We start from the raw sequence: 12,161 nt of genomic DNA, 5'->3' as shown, positions 1-12,161 counted from the left end.
TAACGAGCTCATCGCGCCGCCACCGGCCTCGCACCCTGGGCAGCCCAACATTCCGCAACCCAGCCTCATTCCCGGCCAGCAGGCCACGCAATACTGCCCGATGGTCGTGAAACAACGATTCGCAAGCCGGTCATCTCGACAACCGAGGCCAAGGTCGGTTAGACGAAACTCCGTACCGCCAAAAGCCGACCAATTGAGCCTCGCGACTGCATGACAACGCCCAAGCACTATGATCGGATCGCCTTTGTCGCGAGCCCGAGCGCCGAGGCCCAGGCTGCGCTGAAGCAGCTCGCCGAGCTCTACGGCAATTGCAATCCCGCCACGGCCGATGTGGTGGTTGCGCTCGGCGGTGACGGGCTGATGCTGCAGACCCTGCACGACCACATGCGTTCGGGAAAGCCGATCTACGGCATGCATCGCGGCACGGTCGGGTTCCTGATGAACGAGTTCAGCACCGTGGACCTGCGGGAACGGCTGGGCGCGGCGCAGGAATCCCTGATCCATCCGCTGCTGATGCGCGCAACCGACGTGAACGGCACCGTTCACATCCACCACGCCATCAACGAGGTCGCCCTGTTCCGGCAAAGCTACCAAGCCGCGCGGCTGCGCATCCTGGTCGATGAGCGCGAGCGCATGCCTGAGCTGGTCGCCGACGGCGTGCTGGTTGCGACGCCGGCGGGCTCCACGGCCTATAACCTCTCGGTGCAGGGCCCGATCTTGCCGATCAATGCGGCGCTGCTGGCAATGACACCGATCAGCGCCTTCCGGCCGCGGCGCTGGCGCGGCGCCCTGCTGCCGAACACCGCCTATGTGATCATCGAGGTGCTCGAGGGCGACAAGCGTCCGGTCGCGGCCGTTGCCGATCACGACGAGGTGCGCGACGTCCGCCGCGTCGAGGTGCTGTCCGACAAGACCATCTCGATGCGGATGCTGTTCGATCCCGGCCACAGCCTGGAAGAGCGTATCCTGCGCGAGCAATTCGGCTATTGAGCGTAAGCCGCTTTCCTGGCCGGCAGCAACCGTTCCTTAACCCGCAAACCTTTATGGTTAATGCAGGTCTACCGCCTCAACCGGTGACCCCTGCAGGCCGGCTCAATGTACCGCATCGATTTCAACAAGCTGCGTTTCCTCGTTTGCGACGACAATCCGCACATGCGGCGCATCCTGCGGACGCTGCTGCATTCGTTCGGCGCGCGCGAGGTCTATGAGGCCGAGGACGGCGCCACCGCGCTCGAAATGTACACCCACTACGTCCCGGACATCGTCATCACCGACTGGGCGATGCCGATCTTCGACGGCCTCGAATTGGCGCAGATGATCCGCCAGCCGGAAGCCAAGGGCAATCCTTACGCGCCGATCATCATGCTGACTGGACATTCCGAGAAGCGCCGCGTCACCGTGGCGCGGGACGCCGGCGTCACCGAATTCCTGGCCAAGCCGATCTCGGCCAAAGGCCTCTATCAGCGCATCCTCAACGTGGTCGCCAATCCCCGGCCTTTCATCAAGACCAAGACCTATTTCGGTCCGGATCGTCGCCGCAACACCAATACGGCCTATATCGGCCCCGAGCGCCGCGTCGGCGGCGAAGCCGAGATCGTGCAGCAACCGTCACTTCTGGATAAAGCGCGTTCCGCGGTTTAGCGCTGAACCAGTGAGGGCTCATTAACGCAAACTGGGAATCGGCGCTCCCGCGTCGGCGTAACTCAGATATCAGGGTACGAGCAGTCGAACGCGTTCTTGGAAGACGCAGCGCAGGAAATTCCGATGGCGAAACAGAAAGCTCCGGCGGTCGAAGTCACGGCTTATGCCAATCATCACGTCATCACCCAGCCCAATCCGCTGAAGAAGGTGCTGCGCCACGCCGACGACAAGGATCTCGACGATCCCGTCGCCCGTGCGGAAGCCGCACTTGCGGACCTCTCCGGCGAGTTCAAGTCCTGGATGGTCGTGGAAGCCGAACGTCTGTCGAAGGCTTACGCGATGATCCTGGAGGACGGCTTCCACCAGGAGGCCTGCGACGAGTTGTTTCGTGCGGCCCATGACATCAAGGGCGATGCAGCGACCTTCGGCTATCCGTCAGCCGGTGCAGCCGCCGACAGCCTGTGCCGGATCATCGAGCACGCGCCGGATCTCGACAGGGTGCCGCCGGAGCTGTTCACGCATCATATCAACGCCGTCAACGCCATCGTGCACGATCACACCAAGCTCGACAGCGTCACCGTGGCCCGCCAGCTCAGCCGCAAGCTGCGCAAGGTTGCCGACGAATATCTGATCCACGTCAACCGCGATCGTCCTGAACATCTCGAAGCGCTGCTGGCGCCGAGCATCGTGCCCGGCGATCAGCCCTGAGCTGGCCTCCGAACGGCACGACGGCCATTCCCGATCAGTCGCTTGATCGCTTGTAGCGGAAGTCGCAACGGGGCGCGCCCTGCATGATCGTCTGCGACCGCGCCAGATCCACGTCCGAGCCGAATCCCTCGATCATGTCGAAGTCTGCGCTGCAGACCAGCAGGAAGCCTAGCTCCGGCTCGCCCAATTCCTGGTAGAATTCGGCGTAGCGGCATCTGGTGACGTCGATCGCGTAGCTATCCGCCGATTGCTCGACAACCTGATAGTCGAGCGCGTCCTCGCGCGCGTAAGTCGCGAATGCCGACGCCATCGCCTGTCCCAGGTCGTTCTCGCGCCGCGTCCGCCGGAACGCTTTGCCTTGCGCGCGATAATGCGTCCCGAGCGCCTTTCGCACCAGCGCATTCGCGCGCGCCTCGCCGAGCTCCGCCTGCAATACCTTGATGAGAGGCACGAGGACCTGCGCCTGAATCCTGGCCTGCTCGATCACGGAAACGCCCATGGCATCCTCCCTGGTCTTGAGGGAGGATGATAGCAGCTCCAGCGCGGCCGTGCCGGGCTCGATTGCTTAGGCTGCGATCAGCCCGAACTCGATCCCGGCAACGAAATCCTCGGCCATCACCTCGTCGCAGAGCATACGAGCCTCTTCACGCGCGGACTCAGTGGCAAACCGGCGCAGCAGGATCAGCAGCGGCTCGGCCGCGTCGCGATCCGTCGCGCAATGGGTGAGCACCCGCTCCACCATCCGCCGCCGCAGCCGCGCCGCGCCGCTCGCCGTATCGGCAAAACCGGTCTCGTGGCAGGCGTCGAGCGCGACGCGGAAGGCATCGAAGGTCGTCTCCGGAATACCGGCCCGACGCAGCAGCGCGTGCAGGCTTGCCGTGCCGCGGTCCTTGAGCAGGCCGGACACCCGCGCGCGCGGCAGGTCGGCGAGTTCGGACAACGCCGTCTCGAACAGCTCGACATTGCCGGACAGCAGCGCGCGCAGGATCAGGCCCGCGGTGAGCTGCGACGTCGTTCGCAGATGCTGCACCAGGCCGCGCAGCTCTTCGCCGCGCGAGCGCGAGGCGATATTGATGGTCGAACGGTCGCGCGCTTCGCAGGCGACCTGCCCTGCCCGGTCGGCGCTGAGCCAGTTCTTGGCAACGACGAACTGCGCCAAGGTCTCGGAGAGTTTGTCGACCAGGGCGGCGCGCGTCGCAGCCGGCAGGTCGTCGAGCACGAGCATCGCTTCCCGGATCGCGGCAAGATGGCCGTGACGTTCGACGATGCGATCCCAGGAAAAGGGCGCCAGCTCGGCATAGGGATTTTCGATCAGCTCGAGCGCGGCCGCGGCGCTGCCGACTTCGGCGATGGCGGCGCACACCGGGGCCGGCACCTTGATGCGCCGGGCGATCGCACATTGCGTGTCCGAATTGCCGGTCGCGACGATGTCGACGAGGTCGGCATCGATGAGAAGCGGCGAATGTTCGAGGATCGGCGCTGCGACCGAGGGCTGGTCGGACGACAGCGCCTGAACGATGGCGGCCGGAGCGTCGTTCGACCGGGCAAAGACCTCGGCCATGGCCTGCCGCACCAGCGGCGAGGGATCGTCCAAGAGCATCAGCAGCGCGCCTTCGGCGGCGCCCCGATCCTCATCCGTAAGGTCCGAGATCAACCAGGCCCGCGCCAGGGCCCGGGTGGCGTCGGCCCGCTCACCGGCGGGTGCTGTCCTAACCCAACTAAGAAACTGCCGAACGATCATGGTCTTTCCGGCTTACGCAACTGTCCAATGAGACCGACCTGGTCTCAACAGCACCGAAAATAAACCACGACGCTTAACAAAGCGTTCACCATAAGTGACTGGGATTATTGATGTTTTGTTAAATCAGCCGCATTTATCTGTATCCAAATACCAGAAGACCGTCACTTCTACGCACTAATACGGGCAAAGGGCGACCAGCTCGCGCACCCTGGTACGCCGGGCAGCGCAGGGCCGTCAGCGAAAACGCAGCTGCCGAAATGACGAGGGATGCGGCCGATTCGCGGGCGTCAGCCGGAGAATGTCCCGTTGGGATCGCTGAACAGATCAAGCGGGCGCGCGCCGCTGCCCTGCCCGGCCGGCGAGGTGCTGGCAGCGGGCGAGGTGCCCCACAATTCGCGCACTGAGGATGACACGACCTGCGGCGACTGACCGTCGACCTGGAACAGCGAGCGGAACATCGGATCGGCGGAAGCGCTACCCGTGCTCGCATTGTCAGCGGTGGTGGTTGCGGCCTGCGCGGAGTTGCGCACGTCGGGGAACATCGACAGGAAGGTCGCCGTATCCGTCGCCGGCAGCGTGCTCGAGCCGCCAGGGGTGGATGACGAGCCCCCATAAAGCGCGAGCGCGCCGCGCGTTGTCGACGAGTTGGCCGCGCCGGAATAGCGGGTGGTCAGCACCGAATAGACTTCGGACACGCTGCGGGCGCGACCGTCGTGGTCGTAGAAGATGGGGCGATTGGCGGCAGCGGCGTTCGGAAACAGCCGCGCAGCGGAGGCTTGTGGGCTGTCCTGCGCGCTGGTGATCAGCCTGGCTGCCCCACCGACCCCCATGAAATGGGCCATATAGAGCTCGGCATCGCTCGGCCGACGGCCGATCATGCCGGTGAGCTGGAAGCTGTTGGACTGGGTCAATGCAGCAGCCATCGCGGATGCCGCCTTCGGATCGTCGCGCAGCTTCATGATCGACTGGCGCATCGCGGGATCGCTGACCGTGTAGTCGCCCGACGATGTCTTGGTAATGGAATCGGCATAGTCGCTGTAGCCGAGCTGGGGACCTGCCTCCTTCACGGTGCCGAGCCAGGTCTGGTCGATGAATTGGTACAGGCCGCGCGCCGAGGAGGTCGAAGCGCCCGCGCTCGGATTGAAATCCGACTCCATCTTCGCGGTCGACAACAGATATTCAAAGCTGGTGCCGACCGTATCGGCAGCCTGCTTGATGGCGCCGGCGACTCGCGCCCGGACCGTATCGAGGACTCCGGTGGATGAGGAATTGGATGCGTCGACCGACATCAGGTGACCCGCTTTTCGCAGAGAATCTTGGCAGACGAACGCGCCGGAAATGTCCGGCAAACTGCGACGGGTATGGTTAACGGGGAGTTAAGATTGCCCTCACAGCAGGCCAATGACCGAGCGGCCGCGGCGCGCGCAGGGAGGGCATTGGCTTACTTGCGATAGACCTCGGCGGGATCGAACAGCCGTTCGGCGTCGACAAAGGCGAGCCGCGCCGAGCCGTCGCCAGCATTCTCCACCTTGCGATAGAAGCAGGAGCGGCGGCCGGTATGACAGGCGGCCCCACGCTGCTCGACCCGCAGCCAGACCGCGTCCTGATCGCAGTCGGTGCGCATCTCGACCACGCGCTGGGTCTGACCCGATGTCTCACCTTTGCGCCACAAGGCGTTGCGCGAGCGGCTGAAATACCAGGCCTCGCCGGTCGCCACCGTCCTGCGCAGCGCCTCGTCATTCATGTGCGCGACCATCAGCACCTCGCCGGTCGCGACATCCGTGGTGACGCAGGTGACGAGGCCGGAGGCGTCGAATCGCGGCTGGAAGGAGAGCCCCTCCTCGCGCTCATTATGATCTGACATCGCGAACCCGGAAAGCCTGCCAACGCATTGGCACTAGTAACGTTGTGGCGCACGCACCATGGACAGGAAGCGCGCCTGCTCGGCCGGATTGTCCCGGAACATGCCGGTGAAGCGGCTGGTGAAGGTCATGGCGCCGTGCTTGGCGACGCCGCGCACCGACATGCAGGTATGCTCCGCCTCGATCAACACGGCCACGCCGCGGGGTTTGAGCACCTCGTCGATTGCGGCCGCAATCTGCGCGGTCAGATGTTCCTGGGTCTGCAAGCGACGCGCGAAAATATCCGTCAGCCGCGCGAGCTTCGACAGGCCCACGACCCGCTCGACCGGCGTATAGGCGATATGCGCCTTGCCGTAGAACGGCATCATGTGATGCTCGCATTGCGAAGTGAACTCGATGTCGCGGACCAGCACGAAATCGTCATAGCCCGCGGTCTCGCCGAAGGTGCGGTCGAGCACCTCGGCGGGGCACTGGTGATAGCCCTGATAGAGCTCGTCGAAGGCCTCGACCACCCGGCGCGGCGTGTCGAGGAGGCCCTCGCGGGTCGGCTCCTCGCCGATGTAATTGAGCAGCGTATAGACGGCCGCTTCGGCTTCCGCGCGCGAAGGGCGCGCGCGATCGGCCCGCACCGCGGCTGCAAGGAATTCCGTCGGATCGAGCTCGGCGGGACGGGCCTCCGGCAGTTTCGCCTCGGGTCCCTTGTTGTCTTGCTTGTTGGTTCGCAGGGTTTTGATCAAAGCGTCCATCTCAACTCCGTTCGACCGGTCGGCAATCCGACCGGAGTGTCACCGGCAGACGGGGCGCCTTGGCGCCGGACGCCTGAAGGATATGGCTGGTTTTTCCGCCAATCGTTTCCATATAGTCCCAATATAGGGCGATGAAACCGGCCCGCCAAGGCCGCCTTACATGGGTATTCCGGGACGGAAGGCACATGCTGAACGACATCTACAACAAGCGAATCATCGAGCTGGCCGGCAACATTCCGCGGCTCGGACGGCTGGACAACCCGGATGCCAGCGCCACCGCTCATTCCAAGCTGTGCGGCTCGACGGTCAAGGTCGACCTCAAGATGGATGGGCCGGTCGTGACCGATTTTGCCCATGACGTGAAGGCCTGTGCACTGGGACAGGCCTCCTCCTCGATCATGGCGCGCCACGTCGTCGGTTCCAACGCGCAGGAGCTGCGCGAGTTGCGCGAAACCGTGCGCAAGATGCTGAAGGAGAACGGCGCGCCGCCGCAGGGCAAATGGGCCGATATCGCGCTGCTCGAACCGGTGCGCGACTACAAGGCGCGCCATGCCTCGACCCTGCTGACCTTCGACGCCGTAGTCGATGCGATCAACCAGATCGAGGCGAAAGCGACAGAAGGCAGAGAGCCGGCGGCCGCTCAGGGCTGATATGATCCCGGCGCTCGATGGCGCCGGGTCGAAGGCCGGCTATTGTGCCGGGGTCGTTGCGCCCGTGCTGTTCGTCGCCGTCGCCTCCGCGGTCCGCGTCGACTTGGCCGACGGCTTGTCGCCTTGGTCGGCTGCCGGAGCGAAGCGCTCCTGTCCCTTCGGCGCAAGCTCAGCCATCGGAATTGCCGGCTTGGCCTGCGGCAGCACGTCGGCGGCGACCTCCGTGGTCACGAGGTTGGTCTGCCCGAGTTCGCCGCGCGACAGCTCATGCAGATCCTCCCACGGCGGCACGTTGAGGGCGAGCGACAGGAGATCGCCGGCGCCGCCCATGTCGAAGGTGTATTTGGCAAGGCGGCCGATATCGCGCTCGACGATCATCATGTCCTGCGCCGAATAGCTCGCGGCCTTGGCGTCATCGGCGCGATCGCCCATCCAGATCTGATGCACGCGGACATGCGCCCGATCCGGCACGTAGCGCGTGGTGCCGCCGAGCAGCAGGAACACGCACATCGATTCGCAATAGGCCTCCGGCGCGATGCGCGCCGATTCGCCCGGCCGGCGGGCGCGAAGGCTGATGCCCACCGTGGTCCGCAGCTTCAGGTCCCGGAAACGACGGCCGAGCGTGATCGCGTCATTGACCGACCCGCCGCTCGAATCCAGCACCACGGTGGCGCCGCTCAGATCGCGGCTTCTGGCGAAATCCTCGAAGTCCTTCGGGCTATCGCCGGTGATGATCCCGACGGCGCTGATCCAGCCGCAATTCGGCTCGCAGGCGACCCAGCCGAAGCGCATCGGAAGTTTGCGCTCCTCAAGCGAGGACCCGGCATGGGCGCTGTTGGAAAATGAGAGGATCGCGCCGCCGAGCGCGGTTCCGATCGCTGCGACGCCGAGAAGCGTCCAGCGCAATAGTCGCGACCGCAGCAGCTTCACCTCCAATTGTTCCCCCTACCCAACCTCAGATCCAAGACGCGCCGTGTGATGCGTGGCCAGTCAAGTCGTGGCAAGCTTTGCCTCAATGCATTATTATTCTGTCATACCGTCGTCAGGAAAAACTATCCGGGCAACTCCCCACCGTCCAGGTACGTGTCGCTGCACTGCGCCGAAAAACGTGTGATAGTTGCATCACCTTGGCACAAAAATGCGCGAGCACGGGTTCCCCGCTCAGGAACCGTGCAGCGCTCCGCCCACCACTCCAGCATCCGCCCATGAAGCACGCATGTTCTCATTCTCACGTCCACCAGGTGCCGGCGGCGCTGTCCCGTTTGCCGCGCCGCCTGGCCCACGGGCTGATCTGGATCTATCGGCACACGCTGTCGCCACTGGTCGGGTACAACTGCCGTCATCTGCCGACCTGCTCGGCCTATGCTGACGAAGCCATCGAGCGGTTCGGCCTGTGGGCCGGCGGCTGGATGACCTTAGCGCGGCTGCTGCGCTGTCAGCCGTTCGGCACCTCCGGAATCGACAATGTTCCGCAGACCGCGCCTGCAGGCGCAACCTGGTATCTGCCCTGGCGCTATGCGCGCTGGCGCGGCGTCAACGCCGAGAGCTGATTCTATCTTCTCTCTGCTGCGGCGCACCTCGGGTCGCGAGACGGTAGGCGGAACCTCGCTGTTTCGTTCGCATTAAGTTGATACTTCCCGCTGGGAGGAAAACAACAATGCGCTGGAAAATCAGCCCCAAACATTGGCCCGGCAACCGCGACGCGAGACAGATCGATCTCATCGCCATCGCCGCTTTGCTGATCGTGATCGTTGCTGCATGGCGTTATCTCGACGACTCCACTGCCCTGCCCCCAAGCAGCACGGACTTCATCGTCCCCAGCCAGAGCACGCATTGGTGAGGCTTTCCCAAAGACCTTTTCGTCACCACCCTGGCCAGAACCAGAATCCGCCGCGCCGTGGCGGTGGGTAAGCCGGGATCGGCTCCGGTGGCCTCGGCCCCCGCCGCGCACGCGCAGGCTGGTAAGCCGGTTCGGCCGGAAGCATGGCTTCAGCCGACGATGTCGCATCTGCTGCTGGCAGCCTGACCGCGAGCAGCAGATTGGATTCCCGCGTGCGCCAACGATAGCCGATGCCGAACTCCAGCGGCTCGGCACGCTCGAACAGGTCGGCGTAGCCGTACTGATACATACTGGGGAACTTGTCGATCGGACCGGCATAGCGCCCGAACGGGAACAGCCGCCAAGCCTTTGAACCAAAGCTGGCAAGCGGGACTCCGGAATCGTCCTGGACGATGCTTGCGCTGTTCTTCAAGAGCCAGCTGCGTACGACCGAAAAATTGCCGGAGTGCAGCAGATAGGATGCGCTCTTGAGCAGGCTGTTGCCGGGCGCCAGCGGCTCGCAGAATTTCAGGAAGCCGCTGGTCTTGACGCCGGAATTCGAGAGGTCAGTCGAGAAGTAATAGAGCGTCCTCTCCACACCATCGCTGCCGGCGAAAGTGATGCGCGCCCCGCGCGTGGCATTTGGTGGCGGCGGTTCGGCCGCCTCATGCAGTCCGCCATTGTCGTCGAGCCAAATCAGCCCCGCATCGTGGACCGTCTTGCCGCTCCGCGCCAGGAAAACGTAGAGCAGCGGCAAGCTGCCATCGATGTCGCCCTCGTGCAGGTCGACCTTCATCTGCTTGGTGATAAAGAACGAGAAGCTCAGGATCGATTGCAGCGAGCGCTCGACATAGGAAAGCTCCGGACCCACGCTGCCACGCGGCAGCCGTGTCAGGTCGGGTATCGGGCCGGTCGGTTCGAGTGCGGCCATCACATAGGTGGTCGCCTTGGAGTAGAATGCGTCTGCGTACAGAAAATCCGGTCCGGAGAAAAAATAGAACATCGTCGGCCGCGGCGCCGCGAGATTGGTGTCCGACCAGGCATGTATCTTCGCAAGCTGACCCTGCTGCAGCTCGCCGAACGCGTGATCGAAGAATTTTGCGTGGCGCTGCCACGACGGATCCTGCGTCAGGGCAGCCAGTGGCGAGCCGGCCGAGGGCTGCATTCCCGCAAGGACCCGCGCGGTGTCATCGGGGGTGGCCGTTTGCGCAAGCGCAGAGCCGATCGTCAGAAGAGCGATCCACACTGCCTGCATCAGCATATTGGCAAATCGCGACATCTCAATCTGCACCTGGCAATGCTGTCGCGGCGCTCCGGCCCGGCCGCTTGTGAGCGATGAGATAGATCAGGACGCCGGACATCATCGCCGCCGCGCCGAGGCCGGCCTGCAGCGGCCGCTCCGCAAACAGATAGGACATCATGAAGCCGGTTACGAGCAGGAACAGCAAAGGCGTCAGCGGGTACCCCCACGCCAGATAGGGCCGCGGCAGCTCCGGCCGTGTGACGCGTAGTTTGAACAGGCCGAGCACGGTGAGGAACGAACACGCGAGCAGCGCGAACTGGATGAAATCGAGCACGGCCTCGAAGCTCTCGGTGAACAGCATGAGATTGGCGATCGCGAGCTGGAACAGGATCGCGTAGACCGGCGCGCCGTTCTGCGACCTGCGGGCAAACAAGGAGAGCGCCGGAACATCTTCGCCCATCGTCATCAAGACGCGCGGACCGATCCACATCATCGCCGCGATCGAAGGCACCAGACCGATGCAGATCATGCCGGCAACGATGCGTCCGCCGGCGGTGCCGAAGATGTAGCTGCCGGCGATGCTTGCGACCTGCAGCTGACCGGACAGCCTGTCGATCGGCGCGGCAAGCAGGAACACGGCATTCAGCGCGACATAGAGCGCAAGCACGATCAAAGTGCCCGCGAGCAGCGCCCGCGGCAGCGTTCGTTGCGGCGTATGCAGCTCACCGGTGATATAGGTGGCGGCGTTCCAGCCGGAAAACGCGTACATCACGAAGACGAGCCCGATCGCAAACGGTCCACTGATGACGTAGCCGATATCGGCCCTTGAGGGGACAAAGCTCACAGGCTGCGGAGAGGAGACTGTGAAGCCTGCGACCAGGAAAGCGACGATGAGCCCGACCTTCAGCAGCGTCGAAATCAGTTGAAAACTTGAGGACAGCCTGATGCCGCGAAGCTGCACCGCGGTGACGAGCCAGACCGCGCCGACCGCGAGCACTAACGACGGTGCGCCCGGGAAGACGGCCCTGCCATATTCGCCGAACGCCATCGCCGCGAGCGCAACCGGCGCCGCGAAGCCGACCGTTGCGGACACCCAGCCGGCCATGAAGCCGAGCGCCGGATGAAAGGCGCGCGAGAGGAAATTGTACTCGCCGCTCGAACGCGGAAACATGGCGCCCAGCTCGGCGTAAGAAAAGGCGCCACACAGCGCCACGACACCGCCGATCGCCCACAGCAGCAGGATGGAAGAGCCGGAAGGAATATCCTTCACCTGGAAGCCGAGACTGGTGAAGACGCCGACGCCGATCATGTCGGCCACGACGATCGCAGTGGCGACCAGCACGGACACCGAAGGAGCGGCGCTCTCGAGCAGCCGGCCGGGCCAGGACGCATCGTGTGTTTCGGATGCAGCCATGTCGCATGGGGGCGCCCAACGCCCCTTCCCTTCGCTCCGGCCCAAAGGTCTCGCCTAAGCTCCGGCCCTAGGTTTCCAGGCAAACCATTCAAACATGGTTAACGGGGACTAAATATGGCCTAGCTAAAACGGTATTTGGAAACCTTTATTCAGCCCCGGCAGCGTACGGCATTGCGTCACCGCCCGTGCAGTCCCACAATCGCGACACGATCTCGTGCTGTGTCGCACGAATGGCGCGGTTGTGGCGCATCGAGGGCGCACAACCGACAGTGATAGCTCCGGATATCGGGGGTTGTTCCGGCGCTTAGGAGTAACGCGACCTCAACAGCGGCGGCCC

14 protein-coding genes are annotated in these 12,161 nt (G+C 64.1%); 6 read left to right on the top strand and 8 right to left on the bottom strand.

Annotated features, from left to right (window positions below; genetic code table 11):
- Window positions 1-210 precede the first annotated feature (210 nt).
- The 3 genes from ACQR1W_RS33295 (at window position 211) to ACQR1W_RS33285 (ending at window position 2,349) form a co-directional block, all read left to right on the top strand.
- Window positions 211-990, top strand: a complete 780-nt coding sequence (locus tag ACQR1W_RS33295; RefSeq protein WP_434854717.1) for an NAD kinase — start codon at window positions 211-213, stop codon at window positions 988-990.
- A 105-nt stretch (window positions 991-1,095) separates the two neighbouring features.
- The gene (locus ACQR1W_RS33290) at window positions 1,096-1,641 is read left to right on the top strand and encodes a response regulator (RefSeq protein ID WP_035980560.1); all 546 of its coding nucleotides are present in this window, start codon (window positions 1,096-1,098) and stop codon (window positions 1,639-1,641) included.
- Window positions 1,642-1,764: 123 nt separating this feature from the next.
- Window positions 1,765-2,349 carry an Hpt domain-containing protein gene (locus ACQR1W_RS33285; protein WP_008966997.1) on the top strand — a complete coding sequence of 195 codons (585 nt, stop codon included), beginning with the start codon at window positions 1,765-1,767 and terminating at the stop codon, window positions 2,347-2,349.
- Window positions 2,350-2,383: 34 nt separating this feature from the next.
- Here the strand turns inward: ACQR1W_RS33285 and ACQR1W_RS33280 are convergent, their stop codons facing one another.
- The 5 genes from ACQR1W_RS33280 to folE all read right to left on the bottom strand — a co-directional run bounded on the left by ACQR1W_RS33280 (window position 2,384) and on the right by folE (window position 6,698).
- Window positions 2,384-2,848: an L-2-amino-thiazoline-4-carboxylic acid hydrolase gene (locus tag ACQR1W_RS33280; RefSeq protein ID WP_434854716.1), complete on the bottom strand. Its 465-nt coding sequence runs from the start codon at window positions 2,846-2,848 to the stop codon at window positions 2,384-2,386.
- A 66-nt stretch (window positions 2,849-2,914) separates the two neighbouring features.
- Window positions 2,915-4,090: a DUF2336 domain-containing protein gene (locus ACQR1W_RS33275; protein ID WP_434854715.1), complete on the bottom strand. Its 1,176-nt coding sequence runs from the start codon at window positions 4,088-4,090 to the stop codon at window positions 2,915-2,917.
- A 287-nt stretch (window positions 4,091-4,377) separates the two neighbouring features.
- Entirely contained in the window at window positions 4,378-5,379 is a 1,002-nt protein-coding gene (locus ACQR1W_RS33270) for a transglycosylase SLT domain-containing protein (RefSeq protein ID WP_434854714.1), read from the bottom strand.
- A gap of 152 nt (window positions 5,380-5,531) precedes the next feature.
- Window positions 5,532-5,954 carry a phosphoribosyl-AMP cyclohydrolase gene (gene hisI / locus ACQR1W_RS33265; RefSeq protein WP_434854713.1) on the bottom strand — a complete coding sequence of 141 codons (423 nt, stop codon included), beginning with the start codon at window positions 5,952-5,954 and terminating at the stop codon, window positions 5,532-5,534.
- Window positions 5,955-5,987: 33 nt separating this feature from the next.
- Entirely contained in the window at window positions 5,988-6,698 is a 711-nt protein-coding gene (folE, locus tag ACQR1W_RS33260) for a GTP cyclohydrolase I FolE (protein ID WP_434854712.1), read from the bottom strand.
- A gap of 185 nt (window positions 6,699-6,883) precedes the next feature.
- On the opposite strand from folE, the gene ACQR1W_RS33255 reads away from it, so the two are divergent.
- On the top strand, window positions 6,884-7,348 hold the full coding sequence (locus ACQR1W_RS33255) for an iron-sulfur cluster assembly scaffold protein (RefSeq protein WP_008966990.1): 465 nt from the start codon (window positions 6,884-6,886) through the stop codon (window positions 7,346-7,348).
- Window positions 7,349-7,387: 39 nt separating this feature from the next.
- On the opposite strand, the gene ACQR1W_RS33250 is transcribed toward ACQR1W_RS33255, so the two are convergent.
- Window positions 7,388-8,284 carry a hypothetical protein gene (locus ACQR1W_RS33250; RefSeq protein ID WP_434854711.1) on the bottom strand — a complete coding sequence of 299 codons (897 nt, stop codon included), beginning with the start codon at window positions 8,282-8,284 and terminating at the stop codon, window positions 7,388-7,390.
- A 269-nt stretch (window positions 8,285-8,553) separates the two neighbouring features.
- Between ACQR1W_RS33250 and yidD the strand changes: the two genes are divergently transcribed.
- Both yidD and ACQR1W_RS33240 read left to right on the top strand, forming a co-directional pair.
- Window positions 8,554-8,898, top strand: a complete 345-nt coding sequence (yidD, locus tag ACQR1W_RS33245; protein ID WP_434854710.1) for a membrane protein insertion efficiency factor YidD — start codon at window positions 8,554-8,556, stop codon at window positions 8,896-8,898.
- A 107-nt stretch (window positions 8,899-9,005) separates the two neighbouring features.
- A complete protein-coding gene (locus ACQR1W_RS33240; protein ID WP_008966987.1) occupies window positions 9,006-9,188 on the top strand; it encodes a hypothetical protein in 183 nt (60 codons plus the stop codon).
- A gap of 22 nt (window positions 9,189-9,210) precedes the next feature.
- Here ACQR1W_RS33240 and ACQR1W_RS33235 read toward each other — a convergent pair whose 3' ends face one another.
- Together ACQR1W_RS33235 and ACQR1W_RS33230 are read right to left on the bottom strand one after the other, a co-directional pair.
- Window positions 9,211-10,446 carry a hypothetical protein gene (locus ACQR1W_RS33235; protein ID WP_434854709.1) on the bottom strand — a complete coding sequence of 412 codons (1,236 nt, stop codon included), beginning with the start codon at window positions 10,444-10,446 and terminating at the stop codon, window positions 9,211-9,213.
- 1 nt (window position 10,447) lies between these two features.
- Window positions 10,448-11,824 carry an APC family permease gene (locus ACQR1W_RS33230; RefSeq protein ID WP_434854708.1) on the bottom strand — a complete coding sequence of 459 codons (1,377 nt, stop codon included), beginning with the start codon at window positions 11,822-11,824 and terminating at the stop codon, window positions 10,448-10,450.
- Window positions 11,825-12,161: the final 337 nt, after the last annotated feature.

The sequence above is a fragment of the Bradyrhizobium sp. HKCCYLS1011 genome (assembly GCF_051167795.1).
Taxonomy (GTDB): Bacteria; Pseudomonadota; Alphaproteobacteria; order Rhizobiales; family Xanthobacteraceae; genus Bradyrhizobium.
Note: the sequence above shows the minus strand (reverse complement) of the source record. Positions and strands in the feature narration are given on the sequence as shown.

Coding starts and splice junctions, on each gene's coding strand:
- ACQR1W_RS33235 (WP_434854709.1), bottom strand. CDS start 10,446: ATGTCGCGATTTGCCAATATGCTGATGCAGGCAGTGTGGATCGCTCTT.
- folE (WP_434854712.1), bottom strand. CDS start 6,698: ATGGACGCTTTGATCAAAACCCTGCGAACCAACAAGCAAGACAACAAG.
- ACQR1W_RS33295 (WP_434854717.1), top strand. CDS start 211: ATGACAACGCCCAAGCACTATGATCGGATCGCCTTTGTCGCGAGCCCG.
- ACQR1W_RS33290 (WP_035980560.1), top strand. CDS start 1,096: ATGTACCGCATCGATTTCAACAAGCTGCGTTTCCTCGTTTGCGACGAC.
- ACQR1W_RS33270 (WP_434854714.1), bottom strand. CDS start 5,379: ATGTCGGTCGACGCATCCAATTCCTCATCCACCGGAGTCCTCGATACG.
- ACQR1W_RS33275 (WP_434854715.1), bottom strand. CDS start 4,090: ATGATCGTTCGGCAGTTTCTTAGTTGGGTTAGGACAGCACCCGCCGGT.
- ACQR1W_RS33285 (WP_008966997.1), top strand. CDS start 1,765: ATGGCGAAACAGAAAGCTCCGGCGGTCGAAGTCACGGCTTATGCCAAT.
- ACQR1W_RS33230 (WP_434854708.1), bottom strand. CDS start 11,824: ATGGCTGCATCCGAAACACACGATGCGTCCTGGCCCGGCCGGCTGCTC.
- ACQR1W_RS33240 (WP_008966987.1), top strand. CDS start 9,006: ATGCGCTGGAAAATCAGCCCCAAACATTGGCCCGGCAACCGCGACGCG.
- ACQR1W_RS33280 (WP_434854716.1), bottom strand. CDS start 2,848: ATGGGCGTTTCCGTGATCGAGCAGGCCAGGATTCAGGCGCAGGTCCTC.
- yidD (WP_434854710.1), top strand. CDS start 8,554: ATGAAGCACGCATGTTCTCATTCTCACGTCCACCAGGTGCCGGCGGCG.
- hisI (WP_434854713.1), bottom strand. CDS start 5,954: ATGTCAGATCATAATGAGCGCGAGGAGGGGCTCTCCTTCCAGCCGCGA.
- ACQR1W_RS33255 (WP_008966990.1), top strand. CDS start 6,884: ATGCTGAACGACATCTACAACAAGCGAATCATCGAGCTGGCCGGCAAC.